The sequence below is a fragment of the Pollutimonas rozaliensis genome (assembly GCF_048751585.1).
Taxonomy (GTDB): domain Bacteria; phylum Pseudomonadota; class Gammaproteobacteria; order Burkholderiales; family Burkholderiaceae_B.
Genome location: NZ_JAZHOB010000001.1, coordinates 242947 through 261149 on the forward strand (window position 1 = coordinate 242947; position 18203 = coordinate 261149).

Genomic DNA, 18203 nt, shown 5'->3' on the forward strand with positions numbered 1-18203 from the left:
CTTACAGGTCTTCGGAACCGAGCAGCATTTCGGTCAGGCCGCGGCCGGCTTTCACCATGGGCCATACATTTTCAGTCTGGTCGGTAATGAAATCCATGAAAACCAGCCTGTCCTTGTACTTGGTGAATGCCTCGCGTATGGCCGGCTCGACGTCGGCCGGCTTTTCAATGCGCATGCCGACGTGGCCGTAGCTTTCGACCAGCTTGACGAAGTCGGGCAAGGCGTCGACATAGGATTCCGAGTAGCGCGAACCGTAGTCGATCTGCTGCCATTGCCGCACCATGCCCAGGTAGCGGTTGTTCAGGCACAGCACTTTGGGCGTCATCCGGTACTGGCTGCAGGTGGAGAGTTCCTGGATGTTCATCTGGATGGAGGCTTCGCCGGTAATGACGGCGACCTGGCTGTCCGGATTGGCCATCTGGACGCCCATCGCGTAAGGCAGGCCGACACCCATGGTGCCCAGGCCGCCGGAATTGATCCAGCGGCGCGGCTCGTCGAAACGGTAGTACTGCGCGGCCCACATCTGGTGCTGGCCGACGTCCGAGGTCACAAACGCGTTGCCGCCCGTGACTTCCCACAGCTTCTCGACCACGAATTGCGGCTTGATGATGGAGTCGGAATTTTCATAAACCAGGCATTGCTTGCCTCGCCAAGCGGTGATCTGCTCCCACCATTTGGCCAGGGCCGGCTTGTTGGGCGGCGTCTCGGCCGCGGCCTGCGCATACACGGCGTTCATTTCCTGCAGCACATCCTTCACGTTGCCCACAATGGGCACATCGACGCGAACGCGTTTCGAGATCGATGAGGGATCGATGTCGATATGGATGATCTTGCGGGGGTTCTGCGCGAAATGCTTGGTATTGCCGATGACGCGATCGTCGAAACGCGCACCCACGGCGATCAGCACATCGCAGTGCTGCATCGACATATTGGCTTCGTAGGTGCCATGCATGCCCGGCATGCCCACGAACTTGTCGTTGCTTGCCGGAAATGCGCCCAATCCCATCAGGGTGTTGGTGCATGGCGCGCCGGTCAGTTCGACCAATTGGCGCAGCTCCGCCGAAGCGTCGGACAGAATCACGCCGCCGCCCGAATAGATCATGGGGCGCTCGGCGGCGAGCAGCATCTGCACCGCTTTCTTGATTTGCCCCAGATGGCCCTTATTGACCGGCGCGTATGAGCGCATCTTGACTTCGCCGCGCTTGGCGCTGTACTTGCACTTGGCGACGGTGATGTCCTTGGGGATATCGACCAGCACCGGGCCGGGACGGCCTGTCCTGGCGATATAAAAGGCGCGGCGCATGGTCTCCGCCAGGTCCTTGACGTCGCGGACCAGGAAATTATGCTTGACGCAAGGCCGTGTGATGCCCACGGTGTCGCATTCCTGGAAAGCATCTTCGCCTATGGCGTGGCTGGGCACCTGGCCGCTGATGATCACCATTGGAATGGAGTCCATGTAGGCCGTGGCGATGCCTGTGACGGCATTGGTCAGACCCGGCCCGCTGGTGACCAGCGCGACGCCCACCTTGTCGGACGAGCGCGAATACGCGTCGGCCGCATGCACGGCTGCCTGCTCGTGGCGCACCAGAATATGCTTGAAATTGTCTTGCTTGTAGATTGCGTCGTAGATGTACAGCACTGCGCCGCCGGGGTAACCAAACACGTGGTCCACACCTTCTTCGGCCAGGCACTGCACGACGATGTCGGCGCCATTGAGTTCCATATTGTTTTCCTTTCGTAACCAGCACTGATATCCCGACCGGCCCAAAGGCCCGAGCTTGAACCGGTTGCAGCAACATGATCTGGCGCTTTATGGCTCACGGAGCCATGCCACCCAGACACCTTGCCGACCCGACCCGTACTCATCGAAACACAGCACGAGCGTTCCTGGGAACGCGGGAGGTAGAAACGGAAGCCTTGGCAACACACGCTTGTGACGCGGCCAACGGCAAATTTATTACAGGCGCAAAAAACCGGGCGGATGGCCCGGGCAACAGTGCCTCTGGCGATCCGCTCCGGATAATTGAACGGATCAACACAATAATGTAGCGCGTAACGCGGGCATAGGCAAATCAGGGAAGCAAGCGGCTTTCCAGCAACGCGCCGATGAACTCGGCATACTGCGTGGCACTGACCTCTTGATTGCTGTATTTTCGCCGCTTCAGGTACCAATCCTGCATCATGGCCTTGCATAGCGATGCCAGCAAACGGGCATTGATCTGCCGGAACGTTCCCGCCTCGATGCCTTCCTGAATGATGCCGTAAAGAATGTTCTCGATCTCGAGCTCGATGGCGATGGCTTCTTTCTTCTGCTTTTCGGGCAGGCTCTTGGTTTCCATGAAGGAAAAATAGAACCAGGGCTGCATCAGCTCGCTAAGGTACACATGCGCCTTCACCGCCGCAAGCAGCTTGTCGCGCGGCGCCGCGATGTCTTGCGTATAGGCCAGCATGGTGCGCCGGGTAAGCAGAAAGCCATGGCCCTGGATAAGGCCCAGCAGGTCCTCCTTGCTTCGTATGTAGGCGTACAGGCCGCCTATGCTGAAGCCCGAATCCGCACACAGGTCGCGCAGCGACATGGCATGAAACCCCTTGGAACTTGCCAGCCGCAGCGTCGAGTTGATGATGCGGACCAGGTTCCTGACCGCCACATGCTCTTTCTTGATGCGGATGAGGTCCCGGTTCTGATGGTAAAGCTCGCGGCAGATTTCAACTTTCGACAGGCTCAGCTCGATCTTGAAAGACTCAAAATCAGCAATCATCGCAGGCTCCCGCTGTTGTTTTCCGCCGCGCAAGTTTACGGTATTTCTATACCGACAAATAACGATGCTGGGTTTCCGTATCGCCGATCAGGTCCTCGCTTTTTGCCTCGTGGACAATCATGCCCTTTTCAAGGATGTAGGCGCGCTTGGCATGCTTCAAGGCGAAATGCACGCTCTGGTCGGTGAACAGGATGGTCGTTGTCTTGGCCAGTTCGTCGATCAGCGCGCCGATCTGCTTGACGATGACAGGCGCCAGCCCCTCGTTGGGTTCATCGAGCAGCAGCAGTAGCGGCTCGCTCATGAGCGAGCGGGCCACCGCCAGCATTTGCTGCTGTCCGCCCGACAAGGTTGCGCCATCCTGTCCGGCCAGTTCGCCCAGCATGGGGTATTCGTCGAAGATACGCTCCATGGTCCAGCGGGGCGTGGCTCCCGGCCGGCGATACTGGGCTATTTCAAGGTTCTCGCGCACGCTCAAGCCGGGAAATATGCGCCGGTCTTCGGGGACCAAGCCCACGCCCATGCGCGCGATGCGGTAGGCCGGCTGTCCGGTAATGTCGCGGCCCTGGAAAGCCACGCGGCCCGAACGCGGCGCCGACAAGCCGATGATGCTGCGCAGCGTCGTGCTTTTTCCGGCGCCGTTGCGTCCCAGCAGGCAGACGGTTTCGCCTTCATTGAGCTTGAGCGATATGCCTTGCAACGCATGGCTTTCGCCGTAATAGGTATGAATATTATCGACTTCCAGAATCATGATGCCAGCTCCTCTTCGGCGTCGCCCAGATAGGCACGCCTGACCTCGGGATGGGCCTTGACCTCTTGCGGCGTGCCCAGGGCCAGGCTTTGACCGCGATGCATGACCAGTATCCGGTCGGCCACGTCGAACACCACGCCCATGTCGTGCTCGGTGATCAGGAAGGTGTAGTCGCCCGTCGCGGCCAGGGATTTGACCAGGGCTGTCACGCGGTGGGTTTCATCGGGAGTCATGCCGGCCGTGGGCTCGTCCAGCAGCACCAGTTGCGGCCGGGTCGCCAGGACGACGGCGATCTCGACCAGCCGCTTGTCGCCATAGCTGATGAAACCGGCCCGCTTCGTGGCGATCCCGGTCAGTGACAAGCGTTCCAGCAAGGTATCCGCTTCCTGCTGAATGGGCTTGTTGCGCGACGCGATGTTGACCCATCGCCGGCTGTCGCCATGATAGGCCGTCAGCGCGACTTCCACGTTTTCGCGCACGCTCATTTCATTGAAGATGTTATTGATCTGGAATGAACGGGACACGCCCATGCGGCTGATGCGATGGGCTGGCAGCCCGGTTATGTCGGTCCCCTGGAACACGATGGTGCCCGCGGTGGGATGCATGCGGCCGGACAGCATGTTATAGAAGGTGGTCTTGCCCGCGCCGTTGGGGCCGATGATGGCCAGGGTTTCTTGGGGAAAGACCTGAAGCGACACATCGGATACCGCGGCGACGCCGCCGAAGCGCTTGGTCAGATTGCTGATCTGCAAGATGGGTTGTGTCATTTTCGCTCCAGCCACCAATCAAGAAAGGTACCCAGCAGTCCGCGCCGGAAGAACATCACCATGAGCGCCAGGATGATGCCCAGCACCAGCATCCAGGCCTGCGTCATGCTGGTGATCCAGGTTTCCAGCAAGACGAACATGGCGGCTCCGAAAAAGGGGCCAAGGAAATAGCCTGTCCCGCCCAGGATGGACATCAGCACCGGTTCGGCCGACATGGACCAATGCACGAGTTCGGGACTGGCGATGCGCAAGAACGGCGCCATCAAGCCGCCCGCCAGGCCGGCAAAAGCGCCCGCCAGAGTGAATGCCGCCAGGCGATAGCTGCGCACGTTCAACCCGCAGAAGGCCACGCGCTCGGGGTTCTGGCGTATGGCGCGCAGAATCAGGCCGAATGAAGAACGGCAGATCAAGTACAACAGCGCGGTGGCCAAAACAACCACTGCCAGCACCACGTGGTAGTAGACGCTGGGGTTGCCCAGCGTCAGGTCGAAACCCAGGCCCAATGACGTCACGCTGAATCCGGCAATGCCATCGCTGCCGTTCGTGACCGAGCGCCACTGATGAACCACGGCGAAGACCATCATGCCGAACGCCAGCGTAAGCATGGAAAAATACACTTCGTTCAGGCGTACGCTGAAGAACCCGATGACCAGCGCAAGGATCGCGCCCGCCGCGATGGCCACCAGCAGGCAGGCCAGCAAAGGCCATTGCATGCCTTGCAGCAGCAGCGCCGTGGCATAGGCGCCAACGCCGAAAAAGGCGGCATGGCCGAAACTGAGCATGCCCGTGTAGCCGAAAATAAGATTGAAGCTGGCCGCGAATAACCCCAGGATAAGAATTTCCGTGGCGATGAAGATATAGAAATACGGCGCGATCCAGGGCAAGGCGATAAGCAGGACAAGCAAGACTGCCAGCACTGCCTTGGTGAGATTTTTTTTCATAGCGACGCCCCCTTTCCCATCAGGCCGTGGGGCTTTAGCAGCAAGACAACGGCCATGCCCACGAACGGCAGGATCAGATTGATTTCGGGCAGGAAGCGGCCGCCCAATCCATGGATAAGACCCAGCACGATGGCGCCCAGCAAGGCGCCCGGAAAGCTGCCCAACCCGCCGATGACGACGACGATGAAGCTTTCGATAATGATCTTGTCGCCCATCCCCGGGTCGATGGCGCGCATGGGCGCGGCAACCACCCCGCCGACGGCGGCCAGCCAGGCGCCAAAGGCAAACACGGCGGTGATGACCAGCTTGGTGTTGATGCAAAGCACCTGAGCCATTTCGCGGTCCAGCGCGGCGGCGCGCATGATCTTGCCTGCCCGCGTGCGGTTGAACAAGAACCATAAGCCGCATACGAACACCAGGCCCACCGCCACCACGAACAGGCTGTAGGCGGGATAGGTGACGCCGCCCGGCAAGGCGACCGTGCCCTGCAGCATTGCGGGAGGATCGACGACATGTATGCCGGTCCCCCACAACAGCCGCACGGATTCATTCAAGATCAGCAGCAGCGCGAACGTCAGCAGCAGGCTGTCGGATACCTCGCGCTGATAGATGAAGCGCAGCATCAGCCTGTCGATGAGCACCGCCAACAAGGCCACGCCCAGCGGCGCCACCAGCAAGGTCAGCCAGAACGGCATGCCCAGCAGGATAATGCAGGTGTAGGCCAGATAGGCCCCCAGCATGTACAGCGCCCCGTGGGCGAAGTTGATGACGTTCAGCACGCCGAAAATGATATTCAGCCCGATGGCGATAACGAATAACAGCAAGCCGATATCAAGACTATTGAGCAAAGCCAAGCCGATACTGCTCATGACGCCCCCTCAGTGATTGCGCCGCCCCTTTTCTGTGTGGCCGAAAAAGGGCAGCGCTGCTTTCCCGCGAACGATCGAATGAATTACAGCTTGCAGGCGGGGTCGACGGGCGGCGTGATTTTTTCGCCATCGAAGAACTGCACCTCGGTCAATGAGCGGATCTTGTCCTGTGTGTTCATGGAACCTGTGCGTCCCCAGGTCGGTCCGATCAACGCCTGGTTATCGCCCTTGCGCAGCGTCAAGGTGCCCGTCGGCGCGGGAATGCTCAGGCCGGAAAGAGCCTGGGCGATCGCCTTGCCGTCGACCTTGCCGGCTTTCTCGATGGCCGCCTTGTAGGCATGCACGGCAACGTATGCCCCTTCGGCGTTATAGCTGGGCGGGGTGCCGTAGTTTTTCTGGTAGGCGGCAACGAATTTCTTGTTCAGATCGTTATCGTGCGCGCCATACCAGTAGCGTGTTCCCAGCCATACGCCCTCGGGCATTTGCTCGCCCAGCGCCGACAGCACTTCGGTGGCCGCGCCAACCGTCATCAAGACCTGGAAGCCCTGCTTGAAGAAGCCGCGATTATTGGCCTGGCGAACGAAGTTGACCAGATCGCCGCCCCATAGCGAAATCAGCACGCCGTCGGGCTTGTTCTCCATGACGCCATTGATGAAAGGCGTGAAGTCTTCGGCGCCGAATCGCGGGAAAGCCGTTTCCGTCATGAGTTGGGCATCGGGCATTTTCTCTTTTAGGTATTTGCCGAAAAATTCCCAGGACTGATGCCCGAAAGCATAGTCGGGACCTATGGTGGTCCACTTCTTGGCGCCGGTTTTTGCCGCGATTGCCGCCGCCCCCGACATGTTCTGATGAACATTCACGCTGATGCGGTAGGTATAGGCGTTGCACAGCTTGCCTGTGACGTCCGGTGTTGCCGCGTGGGTGATGATAAATGGCTTGCCCAGTTCGGGAAGCACAGGCACCAGGCCCTGTGCAACGCCCGAGCTATCCAGCCCCATCAGGATGTCGGCCTTGTCCTGGTAGACCAGCTTGCGCGCCGCCTGGATGGCCACCGCCGCCTTGCCTTGGCCGTCTTCCAATTGCAGCGTCAGCTTGCGCCCCAGCACGCCGCCGGCCGCATTGATTTCATCCATGGCCAGCTTGATGCCCTGCTCGGCAAACTTTCCATAGGTGGCGGCGCTGCCCGACATGATATAGATGGCGCCTATCTTGATGGGCTCTTCGGCCGCCTGGGCGGGAACCGCGGCAAATGCGCCGGCCAGCGCCAGCGCCATGATGGGTCGTTTAGATAAAAACTTGAACATGCGAATGTCTCCTGGAATAGTTATGGTGCTACAGGTTGATTCTTCGTTTCCACATCTGTTGCCAAGTCTGCATAATCGATAGCTGTCACCTCCCTTGCGTACTGTCTTCGCGGGGACGGGATCCGCCGTCTTCGGCCAACCGCTCGCGCAGAAGATTCTTCCGGATTTTCCCTGTGGATGTCTTGGGCAGTTCCCCAAAGACGACTTTCCTGGGTGCCTTGTAGGAAGCCATATGGGCTTTGCAAAACGCGATGATTTCCTGCTCGTTCACCGCCTGCATGGCATCTTTCAAGGCGACGAAGGCGCAGGGGGTCTCGCCCCACTTGTCATCCTGCATGGCCACCACCGCCGCTTCGAGCACTTGGGGGTGGCGGTACAGAACCTCTTCGACCTCCTGGCTGGAAATGTTTTCTCCGCCGGAAATAATGATGTCCTTGGCCCGGTCTTTAACTTCGGCATAGCCGTCGGGGTGCATGACGGCCAGGTCGCCCGTGCGGAACCAGCCGTCCCTGAATGCGTCGCGCGTGGCGGCTTCGTTCTTCAGGTAGCCCTTCATGAGCGTGTTCCCGCGCATGACCAGTTCGCCCAGCGTCTGCCCATCGCAAGGCGCCAGGGAGCCATCGGCAAGACTGACGACGGCGACATCGTCGATGGCGAACAGGCCCACGCCCTGCCGGGCCATTTTTCGCGCCAGATCGTCGGTGGACAGATCCGCCCACTTGTTCTGCCAGACGCATAGGGTGGACGGCCCGTAGGACTCGGTAAGGCCATACAGGTGCGTGATGCCGAAGCCGATCTCCTGCGCTCGGCGTATGACTGGACTGGGAGGCGCCGCGCCGCCCAAGGCGAACTGCACAGGGCTGGAAAGGGATTGGCCGTTCTTGTGGAAATCGTTGAGCAGCATATTCAGCACGACGGGCGCGCCGCACATGTGCGTGACCTTGCAGCCTTCGATGCGCTCCAGGACATGGTCGGCCTGGACCTTGCGCAGGCAGACATGCGTGCCGCCCACCGCCGTGATGGCCCAGGTGTAGGACCAGCCGTTGCAGTGGAACATGGGCAGAGTCCACAGGTAGACGGTATCGGCCGTCATGTTGAAGGCCATGGCGTTGCTCAGCGCGGCCAGGTAGGCGCCCCGGTGGTGGTACACGACGCCCTTGGGGTTGCCGGTCGTGCCCGAAGTGTAGTTCAGCGCAATGGCATCCCATTCGTCGCCGACCTTGCGCCATTGAAAATCGGGGTCGCCCGCTGCCGCCAGGCTTTCATAATCCAGGCTGGACAAGCCCTGCGAAACGCCTGCCTGGCGGACAATGGCAACGCATACGGGCGGCGAGGCCATGCCCTGCATCGCCTGCCGCAGCATGGGCTCGAATTCGGTGTCATAGAACAGCAGGCGGGATTCGCCGTGCTCCAGGATGAAGCGCAAGGTGGCCGGGTCCAGGCGGGTATTCAACGCATTCAGCACCGCCCCGGCCATGGGAACGGAATAATGGCACTCCAGCAGCTCATGCGTGTTGAAGCACAGTACCGAAACGGTGTCGCCGGCCCTTATTCCCATGTTTTCCAGGGATGCGGCCATGCCGCGGCAGCGGCGATAGAAGTCCCTGTACGTCAGCGTCATGCCGTCGTCGATAATGGCGGTCTTTTCAGGAAACACATGCGCCGACCGCTGCAAAAAACTGATCGGCGTCAGGCTTGAATAGTTGGCGGAATTCCTGTCCAGCCCCTGATGATATTTATCGTCCATGGATGCCCTCTACCGGTCCAGATGCCTGGGGTTGCAAAGCAGCAGTTTGGCCCTCGTCAACGTCAGCAGCAGTTCCCGCAGACGCGGATAGTCCGACTCGCGGATGGCACGCTCCCGTATCAGGGCCGCCAACTCATGTTCGCTAGCCTGGGCGGATCCATCCCGCCCCGTCTCGGCGTGAAAGCGCCGGATCTCGCAACGGGCCGACTCGTCGTCGGCCGCGTGCGGCGCCAGTTCGCGCGCGGCGATCGCCATGGCATTGGCGATCATAAGAGCATCGTAGGTCTTTTCAGGGGGCAGTAAAGGCAATAATTCGTCCAACAGCGTACGCCGCGCCACGCTCAGCAGTTCATTTCCGTAAGGCCGGTTATTCATGCGCTCCCTCCGTGGTGTTGGATATGCTCGAGCAAGTCGAATTCGATTTCGGGCACCAGCCGTCCGGTCAGGGCCAGCTCCAGCGAGGCCTGTCCGCCCGAAATGTGGCGCTGGGCCTGCTGCAAGGCAATGATTGCCCAGCGCGTCATGCCCATGGCCTCCCAGTAGAGCACCGCATTGCCATCGACCGGGCGGCCGCTGGCCTGGCCATAAGCGGCGAACAAGTCCGTCTTATGGCCAATTCCGCCGACCGCCTTGTCGTTGACGCCGAAACGCCAGCTTTTGGCGCACAGCCATCCCAGGTCTTCGTAAGGATCGCTCCAGGCGGCGAACTCCCAATCGAGTATGCCGCTGACCCGCCCCTGATCGACCATGTAGTTGCCCGTCCGGAAATCGCAATGGCACAGCACAATCCCGGCGCTTTCGGGAGCGTTGTCCTGCAACCAGTTCAAGGACCATTCCAGGACGGGATGCGGCTCCGGTATGCGATCCAGCGCATCGCGATAGGCCTGCACCCGCCACAATGCCGGCGAACCCGCCGGCACCGGAAGAAAATCCAGTCTGGCGTCGGGCGGGCATACTGTGTGCAAGCGCGCCAGCTCCCTTCCCAACTGCTCGGTAATGTTCTTGACCTGCCGGTCTTCCAGTTGCGCGCGAACCAGCTTGCGCCCTTCCGCCATGCCCGGAACACGGGCCATGATGCAAAATACATTGCCGATGACCGACGTATCGGTACACAGCCATAGCGGCTCGGGTACCGTCACCCCGGCCTGGCGCGCCACGCGCAAGACCTGGAATTCCTGTTCGCGCGTCAGGCTGGCATCGACCTTGGACGGCGAATCGCTGCGCACGACCAGATCCAGCCTGCCTGGCCGGCTGCCGCCCAGGCATTCGACCGACAGGGCATAGTTGCTTTGTATGGCGCCGCCCGACAGGCGCGAGAAGGCCAGCGGCTCGGCGCGCTGCGCGCCGGTCCGCTGCTGAACATAAAGCACCAATTCGCGCTGTATGGCTTCCGGGCTCATTTGCCTCCCTAGCCCCATTTCCAGAAATCGCCGCCCTCTTTCATCATTTGCCGGGACAGGACCATTTTATGCACTTCGGACGCGCCGTCGACAAGCCGGGCCTGGCGCGCATAGCGGTATATCCATTCAAGGCGTGTATCTTTGGAATAGCCCCTGGCGCCGCATAACTGGATGGCGGTATCGGCCGACTGCTGCAAGACGTTTGCGACCGCCACCTTGGCCATGGACACTTCCTTGCGGGCGAAATCGCCCTGATCGAGCTTCCAGGCCGCATGCATGGTCAACAGGCGGCCTGTCTGGATGGCCATGGCGGCCTCGCCCAGCATCCACTGCACCCCTTCCCGATCGGCGAGCCGCGATCCGAAGGCTTCGCGGTGGCCGACATAGTCGGCGGCGATCTCCAGCGCACGCTTGGACAGGCCCAGCCAGCGCATGCAGTGAGTCAGCCGTGCCGGGCCCAGACGGATTTGCGTCAGCTTCAGGCCGTCTCCGACTTCCATCAGGCGATTCTCGTCGGGTATGGCCATATTGTCGAACCTTAGCTCGCAATGCCCGCCATGCTCCTCGGGACCCATGATGGGTATGCGCCGAAGGATCTCCCAGCCCGGATCGTCCTTGTGAAACAGAAAGGCCGTCAAGCCCTTGCGCGCATCGTCGGATGTGCGCGCAATCAAAATGAAATGGGACGCCGCCGCCGCGCCGGTGATGAAATGCTTGACGCCGTTGACTATCCAGCGGTCGCCCTTGCGCACGGCGACGGTACGCATCATGGCCGGGTCGGACCCCGAACCCGGCGCAGGCTCGGTCATGACAAAGGACGACTGCACCTGGCCATTGATGATGGGTTGCAGCCAGCGTTCTTTCTGAGCTTCGGTGGCCACCTTGTTGAGCACCATCATGTTGCCGTCGTCGGGAGCCGCCGAGTTGAACACGACCGGTCCGAAAATGGACCGGTTCATCTCTTCGTAGCATGCGGCCATTTCAACGATGCTCAAGCCTTGTCCGCCCCGCTCCCTGGGCATTTGCAGGCACCATAAATCCTGCTCACGGGCTTTGCCGCGCATGTTCCGAAGCAGGGCCAAATCGATGTTCTCGTGTTCGTCATACGAATCGGCGCGCTCTTCAAGAGGAAGGAGCTCCTGCTCGACAAACGCCCTGATGCGGCTGCGGTATCCTTCGCCTCGCGGCGACAAGGTAAAGTCCATATGGCTGGCCCTCAAAGAGACGACTGCAAATGACCGCCATCGACCACGATGGAACTGCCGGTCATATAAAGAGATGCATCGGACGCAAGCAGCAGCAAGGCGCCATCCAGATCCCGCGGCGTGCCCAGCCTGCGCTGAGGGATACGCTTGATCAGGGCCTGGCCCGCTTCCGATGCGAAGAAATCGCGATTCAAGTTGGTTTCCATGTATCCCGGGGCCAGCGCGTTGACACGTATGCCGTAGCGGGCCCACTCCAGCGCCATGGCGCGGGTCATGTGCTCCAGCCCCGCTTTCGACGCGGCGTAAGGCAGTACAGCGGCGGCAACGCGATGCCCCAGTATGGAGGTGACCGTGATGATGGAGCCGGGCTTGCCGGCATCCACCAAGTGCCGCGCGGCCTGCTTGCACACCAGCCAGCTGCCTTTCAGATTGACGTCGACGACCTGCGACCACTCGTCGGCCAGTATATCGAGCGATTTCTTGTTGACCGCCACGCCGGCATTGCACACCAGGATGTCGACGATGCCGCAAAGCGACCAGGCTTGCCGGAAAGCCAGCTCTACGCTGGCGGGATCGCCGACATCCATGTGCAGCGCGTGCCCGTCGATATTTGCGCCGCGCAGCTGCGCCGCCAGTTGCTCCAGGGGCTGAAGGCGCCGTCCGGCCAGAATGACGGTGGCACCGGCACGGCCCAGCGTGCCGGCAAAATGCGAGCCGAGCGCTCCGGCCGCGCCGGTTACCAGCGCAACTTTGCCATCCAAGCGGAATCCGACATCCATTTCAGCCTCCCCTCTTCTTTCGCCAAAGAATAGAACGATCGTTCGATAATGTCAACGAACCGCGGCCTTGCCAATCGGGACTTCGTTTTGCATCTATACTTTCTTGCCTCCCGTCATTCGGAGTTTGCATGATCACACGCATACCCCAGCTCCAGCGCTTTCTTTACAGCCATTATTTTTTTGGCGGCCTGCGGCAAGCCATAGGCGTATTGCTTCCGGCGCTGATTCTGGTGGGCGTCTTCCAGATGTACAGCGTAGGCATGATTGCCGCCATCGGCGCCGCCTGCGTCGCCATCATCGACCAGCCCGGCGGACCGCGGCGATATGGAACCAACGGCATGCTGGCCGCCATCTTGCTGGGCTCGCTGACCGCCGCCGTAACCGGACTGGCGTCCTCGCACAGCCTGCTGATCTGGCTGGTGGTTCCCTGCCTGTGCTTCCTGTTCTCAATGTTCACGGTTTTTGGCAAGCAAGGCGGCCTGCTCGGTTTTGCCTGTCTGCTGATCATGACATTGACCATGCGCGTGCCTCTGGCCCCCCACGAAGTGCTTGAGCACACGATTTATTCCTTCCTGGGCGGCGTCTTCTATTTTGCGTTCAGCTTCGCGGCGCACCGGCTGCTCTGGCACCGTGAAGAGCTGCAGGCGCTATCCGTCGCCTTGTTCGCAACCGCCGATTACATGGCCGCCAGGTCCCGTTTCTACGATGTGAATTCCGATCTGGATGAAAGCTACCGGCTTCTGATCCACACGCAATCGGCCATGACCGACAAACACCAGGCGGCGCGCGACACTGTCCTGCGCGAGCTTCCCAAAGGACGGGGCCGCGCCGATCGCCTGCGCACCGCATCGCTGAATATCTTCATCGATATGGTCGCGCTGCTGGACAGCCTGGTCGCCACCCATACCGACTACGCCACCTTGCGCCGCACCCTGCCCAACAGCGACGTGCTGATCTTCAGCCGGGATGCGCTGCGCAAGCTGTCCATCAATGTGGCCGATATCGCGTTCAATGTCGCGCGCAACCGGCATGTCAAAGAGCGCAACAGCGTCAAGGCGGAGCTGCGCGCCATTGAATACGAACTGGAAAAATACCGCGAGGGCGGCATGGTCGACAGCGAACCCGAGGTCTACGCCCTGCTGGTGCAAGTGCTGCGCCGCTTGCGCAATGCGACGCGCCTGGTCGATCGCATGGCCGAGCATATAAGCGGCGTGGGCAATACGGAATTGGTGGACATGCGCCTGGACAAGTCGCTGGACCGATTCCTGTCGCGCAAGACCTGGCGCCTGGGCATGCTGACCAGCAACCTGCGCATGGACTCCTCGCATTTTCGCTATGCCTCGCGCGTGGCCATTGCCGCCCTGCTTGCCATGACGCTTTCAGCCGTGGTGGCGCACACCGGTGTCCTCGAAAGAATGGGGTCCGGGCTTAGCGCCCACAGCTATTGGATAGTCCTGACCATCCTGGTCGTCATGAAGCCCGGCTTTGCGCTGACGCGCCAGCGCAACGGCTGGCGTCTGATCGGAACACTGATAGGCTGCGGCCTGGCCTTGCTGCTGTTCAACATCACCCACAGCCCCGACATCTACCTTGCCGTGCTGGTCGTGACTTGCGTGCTGGGCTATAGCCTGATACAGGTGAATTTCATGGCCGCGGCCATCTTCAATACCCTGTTCGTGCTGCTGGTCTTCCATTTCCTGTCGCCCACCACCAATGCCGTCATCGGAGAAAGGCTGGCCGACACCTTCATAGGATGCGGCCTGGCACTGTTGTGCAGCTACATTCTGCCCTGGTGGGAACACAGCTTCATGGGCTCGCTGGCCAGGGCCGCCAGGAAATCGAACCAGGCCTTCCTGAAGGCCGGCCTGCGCTATGCCGAACTTACACGCGCTCAGGCGGCGTCCAGCTCCGCGGAACTGGACGCCAAGCAGCACGAGGCCGAAGTCCATTGGCGGGTGGCGCGCAAGAACATGCATATCGCCTTCGGCAATTTCGCCGCCGCCTTCTATCGGATGATGGACGAGCCGATCAAGCGCCAGAACAATGTTCCGGAATTGAACAATCTGCTTATACAAAACCACGTCCTGGCATCGCAGATCACATCGGCGATACCTATCCTGGCCAGCCTCACCGACGTTCCGGAAGGCATCCGCAAATCGCTGGACGCCGTCGAGCTATATCTGGACGACAAGGATGCCGATCCGCCGGCTTCCATAGAGACCGAAGGCGAGCTTGCCGCCCTGGCCTATCCCTTGCGGCAGATGGTCAAAGCCGCGCAATTGATACGGCAGGAAATGCGCGGCCTTGAAACCGCCAGCAATGGCGCATAATCGCCTGCGCCATCAAGCCTGCTTGCGCCTGAACACCAGCTTGTCGGCGGAGGATTCGGATGCGGCATAGGCATAGCCTTCGCTGGCGAATCCCTGCAAGGCATCGACCGTCGCGATCTTGTTTTCAATGACATGGCGGGCCATCAGTCCGCGTGCCCGCTTGGCATGGAAACTGATTACTTTCCAGGCACCGTTCTTGTAATCCTGGAAAACACATTGAACCACCCTGGCCTGTAGCGTTTTCAGATCCACTGCCTTGAAATACTCTTCGGATGCAAGATTCAGCACCACCCGGGACGACGCCTTCCGGGCTCCGGGCAAGGCATCCAGACGCTCGTTCAGATAGCCCGCAATCGAGCTGCCCCAATATTCGTACAGATTCTTTCCCTTGCCGGTTTCCAGCCGCGTGCCCATCTCTAGCCGATAGGGACGCATCAGGTCCAGCGGCCGCAGCACGCCATACAACCCGCTAAGCAAGGCCAGGTGTTCCTGAGCCCATTTCAGCTTCGCATCGGACAAGCTCGATGCGTCCAGGCCTTCATAGACATCGCCATTGAAGGCCAGCACAGCCTGACGGGAATTGGTTTGATCGAATACCGGCTTCCAGGCGGCATAGCGATCCACGTTGAGCTTGGCCAATGCCTGGCTAAGTTTCATCAGATCGGCCACTTCGGTGGCGGATTTTTTCTTCAGGACCTTGATCAGGCCGGCCGCCTGGTCCACGAACAAAGGTTGCGTATGCAAGGTGGTGCGCACAGGCGAGTCGTAGTCCAGCTTTTTCGCCGGCGACAGTAGCAACAGCATTATTGTTTCCTTGAGTGATGAATATTCGGCGGCACGCTAGCGCGCCGTCCAGCCTCCGTCCAGGGTCAAGGTCGTGCCGGTCATTTGATCGGCCGCTTCCGAGGACAGGAACACCGCCGCGCCCGCCAATTGCTTGGGTGTGACGAACTGAAGAGAAGGCTGTTTTTCGGCAAGCAGTTCTTTGGCGGCCGTTTCGATGTCCGTGCCCGCCTTTTGCGCCAAGGCTTCGATCTGCTTTTCCACCAGCGCGGTACGCACCCATCCCGGGCAGATGGCATTGCAGGTGACGCCATTGCCCGCGTTCTCAAGCGCCGTGACCTTGGTCAGGCCGACCACGCCATGCTTGGCCGCGACATAGGCCGATTTATTGGCGGAAGCCACCAGCCCATGCGCCGAAGCAATGTTGATGATACGGCCCCAACCCTGCTTCTTCATATGCGGCAGGGCGGCCGCAGTGCCGTGGAAAACCGCTGAAAGATTCAAGGCGATAATGGCATCCCAGCGCTCGACCGGGAAGTTTTCGATCAAATCGGTGTGCTGGATGCCGGCATTATTGACCAGGATGTCGATACCGCCCAGAGCCTTCACGGCCGCATCGATGAATTCGCGAGTTGCGTCCGACTTCATCAGGTCGGCATTGATGTAATACGCCTTGACGTCGAATTCCAATTCAATATTGACCCGCTCTTTTTCAATGGCGGCGGCATCGCCGAAACCATTGATGACCACGTTGGCGCCATTGGCCGCAAATTCGCGGGCCATGGCAAGGCCTATACCGCTGGTCGAACCTGTGATGACTGCACGTTTACCTGTAAGCATGTCGTTCCTTTCTTATTGGGTCCAAAAAGCCCTGCATTCCGGTATTAGTGTACCGCCCGATACCGCCCCCCAATCGGCCGGCAAGGCGATTATGAATTTTTTTATTTCCTTGCTAGAATAGCGGACTTGCCTACTTACGCCGCTTGGTTTTCGACCAGACTTCAAGCAATGGGCCTAGCGGGCAATAGCAGTAAAAATGCAGTAAACAGGACAGGTGGCAGAGTGGTCGAATGTACCTGACTCGAAATCAGGCGTACGGTAACCCCGTACCGTGGGTTCGAATCCCACCCTGTCCGCCAATGAAATCTAAAAAGGGCTGCCCCGCAAGGCAGCCCTTTTTGTTTACAGCGCGCGAAGAGCTTTCGCCCGGCGCGTTCAACCCTTGGCTTAATCCAGGAGTTCCGGAGGAACGTTGCCGCCGTTGGCGGCAATGCGGGCAAGCACCGTTTTGTGCAGCCAGATATTCATTTGAGCCGAATCATCCATCAGGTTCGCTGGGCAGCCAAGCTCGGTGGCCAGCTCCTTGCGTGCGGCAAAGCTGCTGTCCATGTTCAAAAGCTTGAGCAAGTCGACAATGGAAGTGCGCCAGTTCAATTTCTGAGAATTCGCCGCCGCGCTTTTCTCTAATTGGGCAACCACATCGACCATAGGCAAGGCTGCCGATGAGGCCGTGGCTTGCGCCGCCGCAGATGCATTGTCAGCGGGAGCTGGAGCGGCATCAGCGGTACCAATGCCCAATTTTTCTAGAATTTTGCTAAAGAAACTCATGCTATCTCCTGGAGATTCAAGTCATTGGAAAGTGAGTCCGCAAACCAATCGCATCGGCGCTTGAACACATCACTTATCTCTGAATATACCAACCTTCCCTCTCTAATGTCGTATCAAACAAATTACCAAGATCAAGAACTGTCAAGATTCCAGACATTGTTGCGTCCCATCCGGACATCCGCAAGCGCCGGGTAGCGGCTGGCGGGCCCGCCAGCCTTGCGTTGCGCCAAGGTCAGGTTTACGTTGCCACAATTTCCGTAAAAGCCTATAGTGTTACCAAGTGTCATGAGTTGGTAAAGAGGCCGTCGCGCCTTCTGAATTTCGGCTTTGGCATGCATATCATGACAGGGCCGGCTAGCTAGCTTAAAGGAGCCGTCATGAAAATCGAATCTCTGCACTTGGTCGTCGATATCAATCACGACGGGGCCTATAGCCTGTGGGAACTCTGGGAATCGGTCAAGTTCGTGTATCGCTTGCCTGGCAATCTTCTGGTCGAAGGGCTGGGCCATATCCCTTACCTGTCATCGTTTCTTGGCATCAAGGCTTCCGAAGCCACCGGCTACGGCAGCCTTGACGGGCTGCTGTCGGTCACGCTTTCCCTGCTATTTTGGATCGTGGTCTTGTTCAGCGTACTGACCCTGTCATCTCCATCCACCGACGAGGTCGACGAAAGCCCGAAAGGAAGCGATGGGGGGCATGCGAAGCCGCCCCCGGGCTTCCTTCCCGCGGGAACAGGCCGGGTATCGGCAAGCGCCGCCGAATCGGACGATGGGGCCTGGGTGTCGTCAACGATACACAGCCACCGGCCGGTAAGCCGCCCCGCCTATTCGGCGCCCGGCATTGGAAAGCACAAAAAACAACCGCGCCGACGCCATCACCTGATCAGCTACCTGATTCGGCATGCCAAATAACAACAACAGGCGTTATCAAATGTAATCATGGTCCATACCGGCCATATGGCTG

Annotated in this window: 17 protein-coding genes and 1 tRNA gene; 3 read left to right on the forward strand and 15 right to left on the reverse strand. The window is 59.8% G+C overall.

Translation table 11 applies throughout. From position 1 onward, the window contains the following. Position 1 precedes the first annotated feature (1 nt). From V0R37_RS01050 to V0R37_RS01105, 12 genes are all read right to left on the reverse strand, one after another. Positions 2-1723, reverse strand: coding sequence for an acetolactate synthase 3 catalytic subunit (locus V0R37_RS01050; RefSeq protein WP_420372714.1), 1722 nt, complete (start codon positions 1721-1723; stop codon positions 2-4). Between the two features lie 349 nt (positions 1724-2072). Beyond that, on the reverse strand, positions 2073-2759 hold the full coding sequence (locus tag V0R37_RS01055) for a TetR/AcrR family transcriptional regulator (RefSeq protein WP_420372715.1): 687 nt from the start codon (positions 2757-2759) through the stop codon (positions 2073-2075). 46 nt (positions 2760-2805) lie between these two features. Then, the gene (locus tag V0R37_RS01060) at positions 2806-3507 is read right to left on the reverse strand and encodes an ABC transporter ATP-binding protein (protein ID WP_420372716.1); all 702 of its coding nucleotides are present in this window, start codon (positions 3505-3507) and stop codon (positions 2806-2808) included. Then, entirely contained in the window at positions 3504-4274 is a 771-nt protein-coding gene (locus tag V0R37_RS01065; protein ID WP_420372717.1) for an ABC transporter ATP-binding protein, read from the reverse strand. The genes V0R37_RS01060 and V0R37_RS01065 overlap by 4 nt, the downstream gene beginning before the upstream one ends. After that, positions 4271-5215 carry a branched-chain amino acid ABC transporter permease gene (locus tag V0R37_RS01070; RefSeq protein ID WP_420372718.1) on the reverse strand — a complete coding sequence of 315 codons (945 nt, stop codon included), beginning with the start codon at positions 5213-5215 and terminating at the stop codon, positions 4271-4273. The genes V0R37_RS01065 and V0R37_RS01070 overlap by 4 nt, the downstream gene beginning before the upstream one ends. Continuing rightward, positions 5212-6084 (reverse strand): branched-chain amino acid ABC transporter permease, encoded by an 873-nt coding sequence (locus tag V0R37_RS01075; protein WP_420372719.1) that lies wholly within the window; start codon positions 6082-6084, stop codon positions 5212-5214. The genes V0R37_RS01070 and V0R37_RS01075 overlap by 4 nt, the downstream gene beginning before the upstream one ends. Before the next feature lie 83 nt (positions 6085-6167). Next, positions 6168-7388: an ABC transporter substrate-binding protein gene (locus V0R37_RS01080; protein WP_420372720.1), complete on the reverse strand. Its 1221-nt coding sequence runs from the start codon at positions 7386-7388 to the stop codon at positions 6168-6170. A gap of 85 nt (positions 7389-7473) precedes the next feature. Beyond that, on the reverse strand, positions 7474-9135 hold the full coding sequence (locus V0R37_RS01085; protein WP_420372721.1) for an AMP-binding protein: 1662 nt from the start codon (positions 9133-9135) through the stop codon (positions 7474-7476). A 9-nt stretch (positions 9136-9144) separates the two neighbouring features. Further along, a complete protein-coding gene (locus V0R37_RS01090; protein ID WP_420372722.1) occupies positions 9145-9510 on the reverse strand; it encodes a DUF6285 domain-containing protein in 366 nt (121 codons plus the stop codon). Further along, the gene (locus tag V0R37_RS01095) at positions 9507-10535 is read right to left on the reverse strand and encodes a phosphotransferase family protein (protein ID WP_420372723.1); all 1029 of its coding nucleotides are present in this window, start codon (positions 10533-10535) and stop codon (positions 9507-9509) included. Before V0R37_RS01095 ends, V0R37_RS01090 begins: the two co-directional genes overlap by 4 nt. 8 nt (positions 10536-10543) lie before the next feature. Continuing rightward, entirely contained in the window at positions 10544-11740 is a 1197-nt protein-coding gene (locus V0R37_RS01100; protein WP_420372724.1) for an acyl-CoA dehydrogenase family protein, read from the reverse strand. A gap of 11 nt (positions 11741-11751) precedes the next feature. Next, a complete protein-coding gene (locus V0R37_RS01105; RefSeq protein ID WP_420372725.1) occupies positions 11752-12519 on the reverse strand; it encodes an SDR family NAD(P)-dependent oxidoreductase in 768 nt (255 codons plus the stop codon). A 128-nt stretch (positions 12520-12647) separates the two neighbouring features. Between V0R37_RS01105 and V0R37_RS01110 the strand changes: the two genes are divergently transcribed. Then, a complete protein-coding gene (locus tag V0R37_RS01110; RefSeq protein ID WP_420372726.1) occupies positions 12648-14849 on the forward strand; it encodes an FUSC family protein in 2202 nt (733 codons plus the stop codon). A 12-nt stretch (positions 14850-14861) separates the two neighbouring features. On the opposite strand, the gene yaaA is transcribed toward V0R37_RS01110, so the two are convergent. Together yaaA and V0R37_RS01120 are read right to left on the reverse strand one after the other, a co-directional pair. Continuing rightward, positions 14862-15653 (reverse strand): peroxide stress protein YaaA, encoded by a 792-nt coding sequence (gene yaaA, locus V0R37_RS01115; protein ID WP_420372727.1) that lies wholly within the window; start codon positions 15651-15653, stop codon positions 14862-14864. A 36-nt stretch (positions 15654-15689) separates the two neighbouring features. After that, positions 15690-16472: a 3-hydroxybutyrate dehydrogenase gene (locus tag V0R37_RS01120; protein ID WP_420372728.1), complete on the reverse strand. Its 783-nt coding sequence runs from the start codon at positions 16470-16472 to the stop codon at positions 15690-15692. Positions 16473-16680: 208 nt separating this feature from the next. Between V0R37_RS01120 and V0R37_RS01125 the strand changes: the two genes are divergently transcribed. Beyond that, positions 16681-16771 (forward strand) — tRNA-Ser (locus tag V0R37_RS01125). An 88-nt stretch (positions 16772-16859) separates the two neighbouring features. On the opposite strand, the gene V0R37_RS01130 is transcribed toward V0R37_RS01125, so the two are convergent. After that, positions 16860-17240 carry a DUF3597 domain-containing protein gene (locus V0R37_RS01130; protein ID WP_420372729.1) on the reverse strand — a complete coding sequence of 127 codons (381 nt, stop codon included), beginning with the start codon at positions 17238-17240 and terminating at the stop codon, positions 16860-16862. Between the two features lie 377 nt (positions 17241-17617). Here V0R37_RS01130 and V0R37_RS01135 point away from each other — a divergent pair, with 377 nt between their 5' ends. Then, a complete protein-coding gene (locus tag V0R37_RS01135; RefSeq protein WP_420372730.1) occupies positions 17618-18151 on the forward strand; it encodes a hypothetical protein in 534 nt (177 codons plus the stop codon). The last annotated feature ends 52 nt before the right edge of the window (positions 18152-18203 follow it).